Annotated in this window: 11 protein-coding genes; 7 read left to right on the top strand and 4 right to left on the bottom strand. The window is 48.6% G+C overall.

Annotation, left to right across the window (positions count from 1 at the left end):
- Positions 1-52: 52 nt before the first annotated feature.
- From MKY01_RS05625 to MKY01_RS05640, 4 genes are all read right to left on the bottom strand, one after another.
- Entirely contained in the window at positions 53-2,239 is a 2,187-nt protein-coding gene (locus MKY01_RS05625) for a YhgE/Pip domain-containing protein (protein WP_339287094.1), read from the bottom strand.
- 78 nt (positions 2,240-2,317) lie between these two features.
- The gene (locus MKY01_RS05630; RefSeq protein WP_339287096.1) at positions 2,318-2,896 is read right to left on the bottom strand and encodes a TetR/AcrR family transcriptional regulator; all 579 of its coding nucleotides are present in this window, start codon (positions 2,894-2,896) and stop codon (positions 2,318-2,320) included.
- A 313-nt stretch (positions 2,897-3,209) separates the two neighbouring features.
- Positions 3,210-3,698, bottom strand: coding sequence for a hypothetical protein (locus MKY01_RS05635; protein ID WP_076319415.1), 489 nt, complete (start codon positions 3,696-3,698; stop codon positions 3,210-3,212).
- 321 nt (positions 3,699-4,019) lie between these two features.
- Positions 4,020-5,756 (bottom strand): HAMP domain-containing methyl-accepting chemotaxis protein, encoded by a 1,737-nt coding sequence (locus MKY01_RS05640; RefSeq protein WP_036606543.1) that lies wholly within the window; start codon positions 5,754-5,756, stop codon positions 4,020-4,022.
- Between the two features lie 581 nt (positions 5,757-6,337).
- Here MKY01_RS05640 and MKY01_RS05645 point away from each other — a divergent pair.
- The 7 genes from MKY01_RS05645 to MKY01_RS05675 are packed head-to-tail and all read left to right on the top strand — an operon-like array spanning position 6,338 to position 14,572.
- Entirely contained in the window at positions 6,338-6,547 is a 210-nt protein-coding gene (locus MKY01_RS05645; protein ID WP_100528580.1) for a tautomerase family protein, read from the top strand.
- Positions 6,548-6,603: 56 nt separating this feature from the next.
- On the top strand, positions 6,604-7,521 hold the full coding sequence (locus MKY01_RS05650; protein WP_197997778.1) for an ABC transporter permease subunit: 918 nt from the start codon (positions 6,604-6,606) through the stop codon (positions 7,519-7,521).
- A 12-nt stretch (positions 7,522-7,533) separates the two neighbouring features.
- Entirely contained in the window at positions 7,534-8,412 is an 879-nt protein-coding gene (locus MKY01_RS05655) for a carbohydrate ABC transporter permease (RefSeq protein WP_074093756.1), read from the top strand.
- Positions 8,413-8,454: 42 nt separating this feature from the next.
- A complete protein-coding gene (locus tag MKY01_RS05660; protein ID WP_339285794.1) occupies positions 8,455-9,492 on the top strand; it encodes a response regulator in 1,038 nt (345 codons plus the stop codon).
- Positions 9,489-11,327: a histidine kinase gene (locus tag MKY01_RS05665; RefSeq protein ID WP_339285796.1), complete on the top strand. Its 1,839-nt coding sequence runs from the start codon at positions 9,489-9,491 to the stop codon at positions 11,325-11,327. Before MKY01_RS05660 ends, MKY01_RS05665 begins: the two co-directional genes overlap by 4 nt.
- A gap of 31 nt (positions 11,328-11,358) precedes the next feature.
- Positions 11,359-12,126, top strand: a complete 768-nt coding sequence (locus MKY01_RS05670; RefSeq protein ID WP_339285798.1) for a glucose 1-dehydrogenase — start codon at positions 11,359-11,361, stop codon at positions 12,124-12,126.
- Between the two features lie 34 nt (positions 12,127-12,160).
- Entirely contained in the window at positions 12,161-14,572 is a 2,412-nt protein-coding gene (locus MKY01_RS05675) for a DUF4962 domain-containing protein (RefSeq protein WP_339285800.1), read from the top strand.
- Positions 14,573-14,701: the final 129 nt, after the last annotated feature.

Genomic DNA, 14,701 nt, shown 5'->3' on the forward strand with positions numbered 1-14,701 from the left:
TCTAGAAGAGGGTGGGCCTTAGGTACATGCCTTTGCTTTTTAATTTACGAATTTACAGGTGAAGTGCGACTTCACTGCTGACGTTTTCGTTCTCCGTGGTGTGATGCATCAGGAAATACGTTAAGGTTCCTCCAAGACCAATCACGGCGAAGATGCACAGAATACCAATCTGATCCCAGGTTACACCGAACTGTCCACTTGAGATAACTGCTTTATAACCTGTTACCGAATAGGTCATAGGCAGCCATGGATTAAACACTTTCAGCCAATTTGGAATCAGTTCGAGCGGGAAGGTACCTGCGCTGGTGGTGAGCTGGAAGATCAGCATCAGAATCGCGAGGAATCGTCCCGGATTCTCCAGCCAAGTCACCAGTGCCTGAATGATGTACATGAAGCTTAGACTGGTAACAAAGCTGAACAAGAGGAATAATGGAACGCTCTGAACATCCAGACCCAAGCCGTACAAGACCAGCCATGAAGCAAGCAGGGACTGCACTGCACTCATGAGTGTGAAAGCCAGCGTTTTACTCACAAAACGATTCCAGCCACTTGCCTCACTAACCGTGCTGCCGCGTGTTGGCACTACCAATGTGGCAATCAATGCGCCGACAAAGAGCCCAAGTGACAGGAAGTATGGCGAGAATCCTGTACCATAGTTGGGTACCTCATTATATTTATGCTCATCGACCTGAACAGGCTCTGCATACATGGTTACCAGTTCATCGGTCTTTTTTACACTACCCGTCTGCTCAGCCGCTTCATTCAACTTGGTGGCAAGTTCGCCAGAGCCGTCTGTTAGCTTAAGGGTACCTTCTTTTAACTGACCAGCACCTTCATCCAGCTCATGTGAGCCATCTGCAAGGGTTGAGATTCCGTCTGTAAGCTGGCTTACACCCGCAACCAACTTGCCTGCACCAGCATTCAATTGACCTGAACCATCCGCAAGTTTGGCTCCTCCAGCGGTTGCTTCGGATAATTTGGAATTGAACTGTTGTAGACCAGTCGCAAGCTTTTCTTGTCCGGCAGATAATTGCGTGGCTCCTTGTACCAGTTGTTGTTCACCCTGTACCAACTGGCTGCTGCCTTGATGCAGTTGTTGCTGTGCAGCATGCAGGTTTTGACTGCCAGCGACCAATTGCTGCCCGCCCTGATACACTTGTTCGCTGCCAGCGGCAACTGCCTGACTTGCTGCCAGGAGTTGCTGCACAGCTGGACTTGCGGTAAGCTCGGGACTCGCTTCGGCCAATTGAGCAAGACCTTGCGCAACGGCCTTAGCACCTTCGCTTACTTTGCCACTGCCCTCAACAGAACTTTGTAGCCCAGCAGTCAGCTTTGCACTTCCTTCCTCAGAAGCTGCCAGTCCTGCATCCAGCTTAGCTGCACCTTCTTGAGCGGATTGAATCCCTGCCTGTAACTGTTTGCCACCCACTGCAGCCTGCAATGCACCGTTACCAAGCTTCGTGCCTGCCGCCGCCAATTGGGACAGCCCACTGGACAGGGCGCTTGCGCCAGTATGAAGATCACCTGTGCCTTGGGCGAGAGTGGACGTACCTTCTTTTAATGTAACTACGCCCGTTTCGAGCTTATCGGTTCCTGCGGCCAGTTTGGACAGGTTCTCTTTTAATGTAGCAGCACCCTCATCCAGCTTGATCGCGCCATCACGGATCTGACCTGCTCCATCCCCGGCATCCGCCAAACCGCCAGAGATTTTTTCGACCTGATCCAATAGCGTTTCGGTATACGATTCTGTGACTTTGGTAGCGACTTTGGAGCGAATTTGTTTGACCGCCGTGCCGCCAATCTGACCCGCGAGAAAGTTGTATCCTTCATTGGGTTCGTAGATCAGATCTGCCGGCTCGGGGTGCTCATCCATCAGGGTTGTTGCTTTGGTGGAAAAGTCCTCCGGAATCACAATCGTCATATAATACGTGTTGTCTTGCATACCTTGTTCTGCTTGTTCACGAGTCACGAATTGCCAATTGAAATCATCACTTTTTTTCAATTCAGCGACCAGATTCTGACCGACCTCAAGTGATTTGTCATTGTAGACTGCACCCTGATCCGTGTTGACCACGGCTACAGGTAACTCATTCATTTTGCCATAGGGGTCCCAAAATGCGTTCAGGAACAGACCGCTATACAATACAGGAATGAACAGTACAACGAGAATCGGAATAAATACTTTTGGTTTTTTGAAGGCGGACTTCAGATCCTGCCCAAATACGTGGAATGATTTCATCATGTTCTCTCCCTATCCTTACGCTAATCCGTGTGTTCTATCTCTAATTATGTGTTGAATCTAGTGGCATACCTTTCTCTAGATGGGGGATAAGCCATTCTGGAGAAAATGGCCCACAAAATCCTTGATCTGATCCTTGTGCAACGTAGGATGCGCTTTGTTCCAATCCGAGGTTAAGGTGACATACAGCTTCAGCAGGACAAAAGAAACCAGCTTGGGATCATCTCTGCGAATCTGCTCTAATTCCATGGCACGGCTCACTTGACGCTCCACATATTCGAGAATGGCTGTCTCCACTTTCTGCAAACCTTCCTTGGCCTGCGGCGTGCCGAACTCGTTGACCTCCTGAAAAAGCTTGATTAACAGCTCATGTTCCTCCCGGTACTCCAGCAAAGAATCCATACTCATATGCACGTTATCCAGAAAGGAGTTCTCTTCCTTCACCGTCTGCTCTGTAATCTGTCTCATATCCGCAATGATCGAGCGCAGAATCTCGCTGAACAGTTCTTCTTTATTTTCGAAAAAAGTATAGATCGTTCCCTTGCCCACATTGGCAAGTCTCGCAACCTGCTCCATCGTTGTGGCCTTGTAGCCAAACAGGGCAAAGGATTTCTCGGCAGAATCCATCACCTGTTGCCTTCGATCTATCGTTTTCATCACATATACACCTCCTTGTAGGTTGAAAGGCTAATGGTAAGGTAAATCCTTTAATGACCGTTAAACTATTATGGTCAGTTGGTCGTTAACAACTGTAGCATTTGAACAGGGAAGGTGGATGTGATCTTAGTCATGGTATGGATGGGGATGGTAGGCGAATTAAGAGGGTAGGGGATTATTTCTCAAAATAAATTGTTAAAAATAAAAGGCATGTGTGATAACCATATTATTGGTCATCACACATGCCTTGGTGGACATACAGATATGTTAGATGTCTTGTTATCTTTAATGTTCACGGGTCAAATAGGATGGATTAATCGTGTATTCCTCCACCTGTGTTAGTAGCCCAGACAGGATACCATCCTTTAGCTATATTCTTTGTATTATAGAGAACTAGATTTCCATCATTTTGCATGATTAGCAAGTCGCCCACAAGATTTTCAGGTACATTTCCCGGGCCATACCACGCATTGGCCCATGCCTGATTGTCGGATGTCCAGTAGGGAGTATTGCTATAGTCCGTCAATTTCAGTCTTCCGTTATATTGATCTATAACAAGCATAACAACTCTGCGTTCCTTGAGATTGGTGCTCCAAATCAAAGTTTTTTTCTTAACATTTCTCAACTCAACGTCACCTTGCACATTGAAATTGAATAAATATCTAGAATTGTCTGATAATAACCTTGTTGTAAAGGTCATGTTCTCAGAAACCGTAAGTCTTTCTTGGAACGCAAATGTTGTTGAGGAAAAAGGGAGAAGTAGTAGGAACATAGCTAAACTGAGCAAAAATGTCTTTTTCATGATATCCTCTTTTCTGGTTTTATTTGCTAAATGTAGAGTAACTATATCATAGTAAAGTTTTAAAATATATTATTATTTCCATAAATAAAAATAAATTGAATTTATAGAAAATGAAAATTTCAACTCTTGCCCTGCGTCCAAACTCTAAGAGCCAGATTCCAACAATTATAAATGCAGAAGAAATACTGTCTGTTAAATGATACCGGGAAGGTATAGAGCCTACCCTGGTAACAACAAAAAAACCAAGGCTTTGAGTGTAGTCACTCATGAGCCTTGGTTTTTTTACTGTGTCGTATTTTTGTTATCTATATCCTATTAAATCTATTCTGCACGTACTTTAAAGAATGAGATCAGTTCTTGCAGTTGCTCGGATACAACCGAGAGCTCATCGGAGGCACTCACAATGGCTGCCATGGAGGCTTCCTGCTCATCAATTGACTGCTCAATTTGTTTACTGCTGCTTGCTGCCTTGCTCACATTGGCAGACAGTTCATCGGCCGTGGCAGACATTTCCTGTGTGCTTGCCGAGATTTCTTCAGTAGAACTGGAGATATCCTGAATCTGGTTTGCAACTTTATTCGTAGCAGTCAGAATATTCTCGAAGAATACACCAGTCTCTTGGGTAACTTCCAAGCCTTTGGTGACTTCCTTGGAACCCAACTGCATCGCCTCGGAAGACTGCATGATATCCCGTTGAATTTCTTCAATCAACTGTCGAATTTGCTTAGCTGATTCCTGCGATTGCTCTGCCAGATTACGTACCTCACCTGCAACCACCGCAAAACCTCTTCCTTCTTCACCTGCGCGGGCTGCCTCGATTGAAGCGTTAAGTGCAAGCAAGTTGGTTTGTCCAGCAATCTCCGTAATCACGTTAACAATGTTGCTAATCTGGTTCGAGTTGTTTTCCAAAGACTGAATCGAATTTGACGTATTTTGCACCGCACCGGAGATCAGGCGCATCTGCTCAATGACTTGTTGCATCACCACATTACCTGTGCTGGAGCGCTGCTCCATGCTGAGTGCTTCATCTGCCACATCGGCTGAGCTACTGGCGATCGTCTGCACTACCGTTGACATCTCTGTCATGGCACGTGCGTTCTCCACAGTGGCTTTGTCTTGTGACACCAGTCCAGTAGATATTTCTCGAATATTGGTGCTGATGGATTGAATGTTAACATTATTTTTCTCGGAAATGCCCAGTAGTTGTTTGGAAGATTCCGAGAGGTGATGTGAAGCATTCTGTACTTTATAGATGGTTGTATTGAAGCGATGGATCATCGCATTAAACTTCTCGTTGATGATACCCAGATCATCTCGTCCGGTATCGATGGTTACGTCCAGATTACCCGTGCTGACTTCTTCGATACCTTTCATCAGATTGCGGATCGGAAGCAACGTTCTTTTCAGCAAAATGAATTGCAACACCATGAACAGGATCAGGAAACCGATCAGGAACATCAAACCGTACGTAAGCAGTTTGTTCAGGCCTTTTGGAACGGCACTTGCATCTACATCGAAGTAAAGAGCAGCATACATGGAGCCATCTGCGTTATTAATCGGATAGATCAGAGTGGTCCAAGTCCCGTACTCATCCGTGTAGAAATCACTGAAGGCAGGTTTTCCGTCCTTTTTCATCTGTTCCAGCACTACGACGTTATTCTGAGGCAGCGGGTACATGGCACCTGCGGGCAGATTACCTTCCTCGAATGGTTCCAACAGGTTCGTTGGAATCGCGATGATGGACGTTCCGTTTCCTTGCTCAAGTTCTGAACCAAAAATGTACGCTTGCGCGATGTTTGGATAGAATTCATGGATGGAATCGAGATAAGTTTTCATTTCCAGCTGTACAGGACCGGAGTAGCTTTTTTCCTTAGCCGCTTCTGCCACTTTGGCAGTGTCGAGATCATCATACCATTTCTGGGTGATGACGGTAGCTTGGTCGTGCAACTGTTCAACCAAGATATTTTTTTGCAATTGATACGCGGCAGTAATCAGGATTACACCGATCAACATGATGCTGCCGAATGAAATCACCAAATTTTTGATGAAGAAAGGCATGGTACTCCAGCGAAGCTTATTAAACAAGATGGTTCACTCCTTCTACGATTGTGAAAATGCACTATACCTGGATGGGATGCTATACGCTATGTAATCTAATGAATATTTAGTGGAAAATTGTTATCGTGCAACTTCTATAATTCTGATTTTTGCTGTGGTTACGTGACATTTTCTCATGCTTCAGTGTGCTTTTTGCATTGTTTCAAGTTCTACTTCACTTATAGGACCCCCAGGTAAGTTACTCGTAGATTATATCGTTATAAAGTCATATTAATATTAGCTTTTAGAGTAAAAATGGTTCTAAGGTACTGGTTCTGTGGGCGTGTTTTCATTTTCGATCTTTATTATTACGTTTGTTAATGCAAGGTTCTAGTGAGATAGATGAAATTAATTACTATATATCCCAAAAATATTATGTTCCAAGAGGCCCCCATTCGTAAGGGGGCTTTTTGGGCTTACTTGTCATGACCTAAAGAAAACACAAGTGAACGAAAAGACAGTCCATTGTTACCCTTTCGCAGGAACGCTAAGATGAAGTTGTTAAAGCGTTTACATCACGTAATGAAGGGAGCTTAAATCGGATGCCAGAAATTACGATCAGGCTGTATGAAGGCAGGACGGATGAGCAAAAGCAGGAGATAGTGGAGGTGTTCACACGCGAGCTCTCGCGTATTATCGACCGTGAGCCGGATTACATTTCCATCGAATTTAATGAGATCCCATGGGACGAGAACGTTCCTGATAACTTGAGAAGCACGCAATCACACAAGCAGGGAGGGGAGAAGACGTGAAGCCGGCAGATGTCGTGCCACCAAGCCGGGGTGCAACCGGACTTCACTCGTCTAGTCTGGGCGTTCGGCTCGGAGATGCGGGACGTTATCTGTGGCGATACCGGATACTATATCTGCTCTCCTTACCGGGTATCCTGTATTTTTTCCTCTTCAAATATGTACCTTTATTCGGTTCAGTGATTGCCTTTCAGAACTACAACATTTTCAAAGGCATCACCGGAAGTGATTGGGTAGGTCTGGAGCATTTCCAGAAGATGTTCAGCCATTATGATTTTTTAAGAATCCTTAATAACACACTTCTGCTTGGACTATATGATCTCGTGATTGCATTCCCGGTACCGATCTTACTGGCGATTCTGCTGAATGAAGTGCGGATGATTGTGTTTAAGCGTTTGCTGCAAACGATTGTATACATGCCTCACTTTCTGTCCTGGGTCGTCATTAGCGGTATCTTCATGGGTATTTTCTCGATGGATGCCGGGGTGGTCAACAAGGCACTTGGATTTCTGGGCATGCAACCGATCTACTTCCTTGGAGAAGACTCGTACATTCGTTCCATTCTGATCGGTTCCGGGATCTGGCGCGACTCCGGGTACGGCACGATTATTTTCCTGGCTGCCATTGCGGGCATCAATCCCGATCTGTATGAGGCGGCAGAGGTGGACGGAGCTGGACGTTTGAAGCAAATATGGTCGATTACCCTGCCATCCTTGCTGCCAACGATTATGATTTTGTTGCTGCTGCACATCGGGAAGTTCCTTGATCTGGGCTTTGAGCGTGTGTTTGTATTCCTGAATCCGCTCAATCTGGAATCTGGCGAGATTCTCGATACGTACATCTACAAAGCCGGGCTTCTCTCACAGCAATACAGCTATACAACAGCCATCGGGTTGTTCAAGTCGGTCGTGGGCTTGATGCTTATTCTACTCGGTAACTTCTTTAGCAAAAAAACAACCGGCGAAAGCCTGTATTAGGAGGCGAGATGGATGCGTACCCCCAGTGTCCGTTACCGTATATTTCGCATTGGAAATCTCGTTTTTCTTACGCTGCTCTCGTTAACGATGATTCTGCCTTTCATTAATGTACTGGCCCAATCACTTAGCAGCTCGGAAGCGATCATGGGCGGAAAGGTCAGCTTCTGGCCTGTAGCTTTTACCTGGATCAATTACGAATATGTATTCGGCGATGCTGCCTTCTGGCGGGCTTTTGCGGTATCGGTTGGGGTAACGTTAGTGGGTACGCTGGTCAATCTCGCCGCAACGGCATCACTCGCGTATCCCGTGTCCCGTCCAGAGTACAAGGGGCGATCTCTTGTTGTCATGTTTGTCCTGGTGACCGTCGTATTCTCGGCGCCGCTCATTCCGAATTTTATCCTGATGAAGGAGCTGCATCTGGTCAACAATCCACTGGTGCTGATTGTGCCAGGAGCGATTAACGCCTTTAACTTTTTCGTCATGCGTTCGTTCTTCTCACAGCTGCCGGGTGAACTGATCGATGCCGCCCGCATCGATGGCTGTGGAGAGTTTGGCATCATCTGGCGTATCGTTATTCCATTGTCTAAACCAGCCATGGCATCACTCGGCATTTTCTATGCGGTGGGCCACTGGAATGCGTATTCCACCGCGCTTTATTATCTGAATGATCCCGCCTGGTGGCCGATCCAGGTCACACTCAAGAAGTTGTTTGAGAGTGACGATATTTCCGTCGATCCGGGTTCTGCCGTCTATAGCACCCTTGCACATACATCGCCGGAAGGCATCAAAATGGCAACCATCATCATCGCCACCTTGCCAATCATTATCATATACCCTTTCCTGCAAAAGCATTTTGTAAAAGGAATCATGGTCGGCTCCGTCAAATCTTAACTACAAGCAGCATACAGATCTGACGGAAACGGGGGAATGGCGATGTTCAGAATCTTGATTACGGACGATGAACCGATGATTCGGATGGGTCTGGCGAAGATGATTGAGCAAGCAGGACTGTTTGATTGTGAGATCCGGCAGGCGGCGCATGGGGAAGAGGCCCTTCAGGTGGTGAAGGACTTTCAACCACACATCCTGTTCACGGATATTCGCATGCCAACGATGGATGGCATTGAGTTGTGCCGACGTTTATCCAAGCAAGGCAGTACGATGCGCATTATTGTTGTCTCCGGTTATTCAGACTTTGAATATGCAAGAGCCTGTATGGATTATGGGGTAAAACGATATCTGCTCAAGCCAGTGGGACGACAGGAGCTTCATGAACTTCTGCTCAAATTGCTGGCATCCGAAGAGGATAAACCTACGGTATCCCTTGTACCCGTGAGGGAGCTGAATGATTGGGCCATGCGTCTGGAAGAGGCTATATGGGAGTTAAGGCAATCCGATGTGACCGAGCTACTCGCAGCATGGTCGAATCGTTATCCGGCATATGCCCTGATGCCTGAGCAGACTGCGGAGCTTTTTCAGGAATTGCTGGAATTGATTGTGGCCCGCATGAACGCCCGTGGCAACGGAACGATGAGTACGTCCAGTAAGATGATTGTAAGCGTTTCCTCAAGAGAGTGCTTCGAGGCTCTGGGCAACGAGATCCACACGTTAATGAAGACGATCAAGGAAAAGCGTAGTGGCAAGCGCAAGCATCCAGTGGAAGAAGCAAAGGCTTATCTGGAGCAGCATTTGCGCCGGGAAGTGTCACTGGACGAGATTGCTTCCAAGCTTGGACTGAACTCTTCCTACTTCAGCCAACTGTTTAAACAGACGACAGGTCAGACCTTTATCCAATACCGGATACGCAGCAAAATGGAACTGGCCAAACGCATGCTGGAACAGCCGGGCAACCGGATTACGGATATATCCTACGAAGTGGGGTATGCGGATCATCCCCATTTTACCAAGACATTCAAGAAAATTACCGGACTGACCCCGTCCGAATATCGCAGTAAGTTGGGCATTGAATGATGAAGCGTAGCCTGTCGATCCGCCTGTTCTTTCATTTTGCCATCGTAATTACGTTGTCCCTGTCTGCTATTGGCTTGTTTACCTATACCTATGCCTCAACTGAGATGAACGATCAGCTGGCGGACAACATCGCCCAAACGATGCGTAATACGGCGTACCAGACCGATCTGTATTTGCAGAATTATGATCGCGCGACCTACTCCATCCTCTCAAATGGAAGTGTGAAGCACTTTCTCGATATGAATTCGGAGGATAGTTATGCCTATTACGAGTATAGCCGTCAGATTAAAAGGAACGTGTTCCCGCCTGTTTTTATGTTATATCCACAGATCAAGTTCCTGTATGTTATCGGGGAGAACGGGCGGGTTGTCATCGATGACAACCAGAATTCAGCGGGCATACCCGATATCGATGCTGCACAGCAGTATAAGGAGTTGCTCGCTGCAACACCTGCGAATGGCGAATCGACTTTGCTCACCCGCAGTATTCGCAGTGGACAGAATGCAAATGTCATTACGATTGCGCGCCGGATCAGGGGGGTGTCCTCCTATACACCAAACGGAGTGCTGGCGATGGAAGTGAATGTGCTGGAACTTGACAACATCTGGGGAGAACTCGATCTCGGTCAAGGGGGCTATCAGTATGTGATGGATCAGAACGGAAATGTCATCTACACTCCTGGGGACGAGGAGGCGCAGACCGTGATGTCGTCCAGCACCGTGGACAGACTTATGCACATGGAGGCAGGGTCACTGGAACAGAACACGGATGGCACCAAACGGCTGTTTATATCGGAGCTATCTGCCTATTCGGGCTGGCGCTTTGTTGCTTCCGTGCCGCTCTCGGAGCTTCAAAGGCCGATTGCAACGATCCGCTCAGCTACATTATGGGTTGGTGCAGGGACCTTGCTCGCTGCGCTTGTGGTGGCCTACCGGATCGGAGCATCTCAAGTAGAACCCATTCGTGTGCTGATGAACGGAATGAGACAGACGGAGAAGGGAATCTGGAACAAGGTGGAGATGAAGGAAAGGCGCGATGAGATCGGAGTGTTGATTCGCAGCTATAATCTGATGGTCAGCCGTTTGTCGGACATGATTGAGAGTGTATATGAGTCGGAGCTGCGCCGCCAGAAGTCGGAAATTGAGCTACAGCAGGAAGCGTTGGAACGACACCGTGCGGAATTTCAGGCGCTCCAGTTGCAGATCAATCCGCATTTTCTCTACAACACGCTGGAGACGATCAAATGTTATGCCGTCGTACAGGATTCCGAAGAAATTACGCAGATGGTGGAATCGATGGCTCATATGCTCCGTTATTCCATTCTGACCAATCTGGAGGAAATTACGGTTGCCAATGAGCTGAAGCATGTGCTGGCCTACCTTTCCATCATGAAACATCGCATGGATCGGGAGCTTGAAGTTGAGGTCATCATTGCACCGGATCTGTTGTTGGAGAAAATGGTTCGTCTCACCCTGCAGCCACTGGTGGAAAATGTGCTGCAACATGCGTTTCCACGGGGCATGGAACCGGGTCATTTTATCCGCATCGATGCTCGGCGTCTGGATGATCGATTTCTTGTCATCGTTCAGGATAATGGTATGGGCATGAGCAATGCACGTCTGGAGAAGCTGCGTCGCCGTCTGGAACTGAACCGTCTGGCAGGTGAAGACACCGATGATGTTTATCATCGCGGCGGGATCGGACTTATGAATGTGCATCGCAGGATTCAGCTCGTATTTGGAGAAACATACGGCTTGATGATGGAGAGTGAGGAAGGTATGGGAACGACCATTACGATGGCCCTTCCGGCGGACCAGCACAGCAAGCGAATTTAATTGAAACCAATAACAAGGAGGAAGATAGAACATGAATATCAATTTACAGAACAAAATTGCATTGGTAACAGGTTCCAGTGGAGGAATTGGCGCTGCTATTGCCGGAGCGTTGGCTCGGTGCGGGGCGAAGGTTGCTGTGAATGGTCTGCATAATATGGAGCGGGCGGAGGAAGTCGTGACTGCCATCCGGGATGCTGGTGGTGAAGCGGCGGCATTTCAGGCAGATGTGACGGATACGGATGCCATCAGAGCGATGATTGAAGATATTACACTCCGTTTCGGCGGTCCAATTGACCTGTTGGTTAACAACGCAGGACATCTGGTGGAGCGAAGCCCCATTGAAACGATGAGTGAGGAGCTGTACAGCCGGATTATGGATGTCAATCTGAAGAGCGCCGTCTTTGTCTCCAAAGCAGTCATTCCTGGCATGAAGGCGGCTGGTGGCGGACGAATTATCAATCTGACCTCCGTAGCGGCTCATAATGGAGGCGGGCCGGGTGCAGCGATTTACGCAGCATCCAAGGCGGCTGTCATGGCGTTAACCAAAGGGCTCGCCAAAGAGCTTGCCCCTGGCGGGATTACGGTGAATGCGCTCTCCCCAGGCTTCATCGGACAGACGGCATTCCATGCTACGTTCACCTCGGCAGAAGGTCGATCTTCTGCGGTAAGCAGCATCCCGCTTGGACGGGAAGGGACTCCCGATGATGTCGCAGGAGCGGCGTTGTACTTGTGTTCCGACCTGGGTTCTTTTATTACTGGAGAGACGCTTGAAATCAATGGCGGCATGTATATGCGTTGATGATACAACATTGTGATAAGGAGGGGACAAAACGATGGAAGTGAAGCGAAAGCTTGCAGAAAGATCGTTGTACCAACCCATCAGCGGGCCGTTCCATGTGGACTATGCCCCTGACGAGCATACCGTTCTGGCAGAGAATCCGCCAAGGTTTACCTGGATGGCGGCACAACAGGAGGATGAGAATGCCTATCTGCTGCAAGTGTCGGCGAGCCCTTCTTTTCAGGAAGAAGAGACGATGACCTTTGCGCCGCTCCCGTATAACTTTTTCACGCCTGACCGGGTGTTTGAACCTGGGGATTATTATTGGCGATATGCGCTACTTGTAGATCATCCAGTGCAGCAAGGGAGCGAATCCGAAGCGGACGGCGTCTCACAGGCGAAGCAAGGGAGTGAAGCCGAAGGGCATGCTTCGCAAGGGAAGCAAGGAGAAGTGTCGACATGGAGTGAGGTGCGGCGGTTCACTGTACCAGTGGGATTACCCGAGACACCGCTACCTTCCCGGGCGCAGCGGTACGTTTCCACAGACACGTCTCACCCACGGCTGTGGCTTGGTGAGCGTGGGCTGAATGCACTTGCCGATGGTGTTGCGTCCGATTCCGCGTATTGCGGCTGGGATGCATTTATGGCAAATTCCGTGGAGCCGTGGGCCAACCGTGAGCCCATTCGCGAACCGCAGCCGTACCCGGAGAACAAACGTGTCGCAGCACTCTGGAGACAAATGTACATTGACTGTCAGGAAGTGTTATATGCGATTCGTCATCTGAGTATCGCTGGACGGGTACTTCGAGACGAACGGCTGCTTGAAGCGGCGAAAACCTGGCTTTTGCATGTGGCAGCTTGGGATACGGAGGGAACGACCTCCCGCGATTATAATGACGAGGCGGCCTTTCGGGTTGCCGCTGCGCTCGCTTGGGGTTATGACTGGTTGCATGATGAGTTGAACAGTGAAGAGCAGGAAGTGGTAAGGTGCAGTTTGCTACGGCGGACAGAACAGGTAGCCCAGCATGTGATGGTCCGCTCGAAGATTCATCATGTACCCTATGACAGCCATGCGGTGCGTTCATTGTCTTCCGTGCTTGTGCCCTGCTGTATGGCCTTGTTGCATGAGGAGCAGCAGGCAGTAGAGTGGCTGGATTATGCAATCGATTATTATGCCTGTCTGTACTCTCCTTGGGGAGGCAGTGATGGGGGATGGGCCGAAGGCCCGATGTATTGGACAACAGGCATGGCCTATGTGACCGAAGCGATGAATTTGCTACGGAACTATGCGGGTATCGACTTTTTCCGTCGACCATTCTTCCAGCGTACCGGGGATTTTCCGTTCTACGTCTATCCGCCTGATGCACGGCGCGCCAGCTTTGGGGACCAGTCTACGCTGGGTGATCCGGTAAACTTGAAAACAGGTTATCTTGTGCGCCAACTGGCTGGGGTTACAGGCAATCGCTGGTACCAGTGGTATTTTGAGCGTGTACGTCAATCAGACCCGGGGACCGAGGGAGCTTTTTATAACTACGGTTGGTGGGACTTTAACTTTGACGAATTAGTATACCGCCACGATTATCCGCAGGTGGAGGAAGAGTCGCCTGTGGACATCGAGCCGCTGAAGTGGTTCCGTGATGTAGGGTGGGTAGCCATGCATCACCGGATGGATGATCCGGATGAGCATATCATGCTGCTTCTCAAGTCAAGCCGTTATGGCTCGATCAGCCACAGTCATGCGGATCAGAACAGCTTCACTTTGCATGCGTTTGGTGAGCCGCTCGCCGCGGATACCGGCTATTATATCGCGCACGGCAGCTCCTTCCACCGGGAATGGCGCAGGCAGACACGCTCCAAAAACAATTTGCTGATTGGCGGAGAAGGGCAGTATGCCGAGAACAATAAAGTGCTGAATATGGCTGCAACCGGACAAATCGAAGAGGCCTATTGGCGGGATGGCGATGGTTATGTTCGCGCATTGGCGACCGATGCCTATGCCAGCAGCGTACCCCATGTGAAACGTGTTGTACGAGAGATTCATTTTCTGCAATCATCCTATTTCGTCATTGTGGACCATATTGACTTGGAGAAACCAGACAGCGTTCAATGGCTGTTCCATGCACTGCACCCGCTAGAGCTGAAAGGGCAGAGCTTCCGTCTGAACGGTACTAAGGCGGGGCTTGAGGGGACATTTGTATATGCTTCCTCCGGTGAGCTGACGCTCAGCCAGACGGATCAATTCGCAGAGGTGGACCCGGCAGAGTACGAAGGGTTGGACAGACATTATCATCTGAGTGCGGAAACGCGGCCTGCCACAAGTCATACAATTGTAACGCTGCTTGTACCCTATAAGATCGAGGAGCCGAAGTATGTCCCTTATTTCATCGATGACCAGGATCACGGTATCCATCTCTATTTTACCGACAACGGTGTAACAAAGAAGATCGAGGTATCCAAGACGTACTAGTAAATGCTGACCTAAAGAAAACGCAATCTCATCTAAAACATCCCCATTGTTGCAGGCGGTGGGGATGTTTTACTATCTATATGAAAGCGCTTCACCGACAGGCGATACCTAAACCTAAATCAGGATGAA

This window comes from Paenibacillus sp. FSL R5-0486 (genome assembly GCF_037975155.1).
Taxonomy (GTDB): domain Bacteria; phylum Bacillota; class Bacilli; order Paenibacillales; family Paenibacillaceae; genus Paenibacillus; species Paenibacillus amylolyticus.

Coding starts and splice junctions, on each gene's coding strand:
- MKY01_RS05645 (WP_100528580.1), top strand. CDS start 6,338: ATGCCAGAAATTACGATCAGGCTGTATGAAGGCAGGACGGATGAGCAA.
- MKY01_RS05630 (WP_339287096.1), bottom strand. CDS start 2,896: ATGAAAACGATAGATCGAAGGCAACAGGTGATGGATTCTGCCGAGAAA.
- MKY01_RS05660 (WP_339285794.1), top strand. CDS start 8,455: ATGTTCAGAATCTTGATTACGGACGATGAACCGATGATTCGGATGGGT.
- MKY01_RS05670 (WP_339285798.1), top strand. CDS start 11,359: ATGAATATCAATTTACAGAACAAAATTGCATTGGTAACAGGTTCCAGT.
- MKY01_RS05675 (WP_339285800.1), top strand. CDS start 12,161: ATGGAAGTGAAGCGAAAGCTTGCAGAAAGATCGTTGTACCAACCCATC.
- MKY01_RS05635 (WP_076319415.1), bottom strand. CDS start 3,698: ATGAAAAAGACATTTTTGCTCAGTTTAGCTATGTTCCTACTACTTCTC.
- MKY01_RS05625 (WP_339287094.1), bottom strand. CDS start 2,239: ATGAAATCATTCCACGTATTTGGGCAGGATCTGAAGTCCGCCTTCAAA.
- MKY01_RS05665 (WP_339285796.1), top strand. CDS start 9,489: ATGATGAAGCGTAGCCTGTCGATCCGCCTGTTCTTTCATTTTGCCATC.
- MKY01_RS05655 (WP_074093756.1), top strand. CDS start 7,534: ATGCGTACCCCCAGTGTCCGTTACCGTATATTTCGCATTGGAAATCTC.
- MKY01_RS05640 (WP_036606543.1), bottom strand. CDS start 5,756: ATGCCTTTCTTCATCAAAAATTTGGTGATTTCATTCGGCAGCATCATG.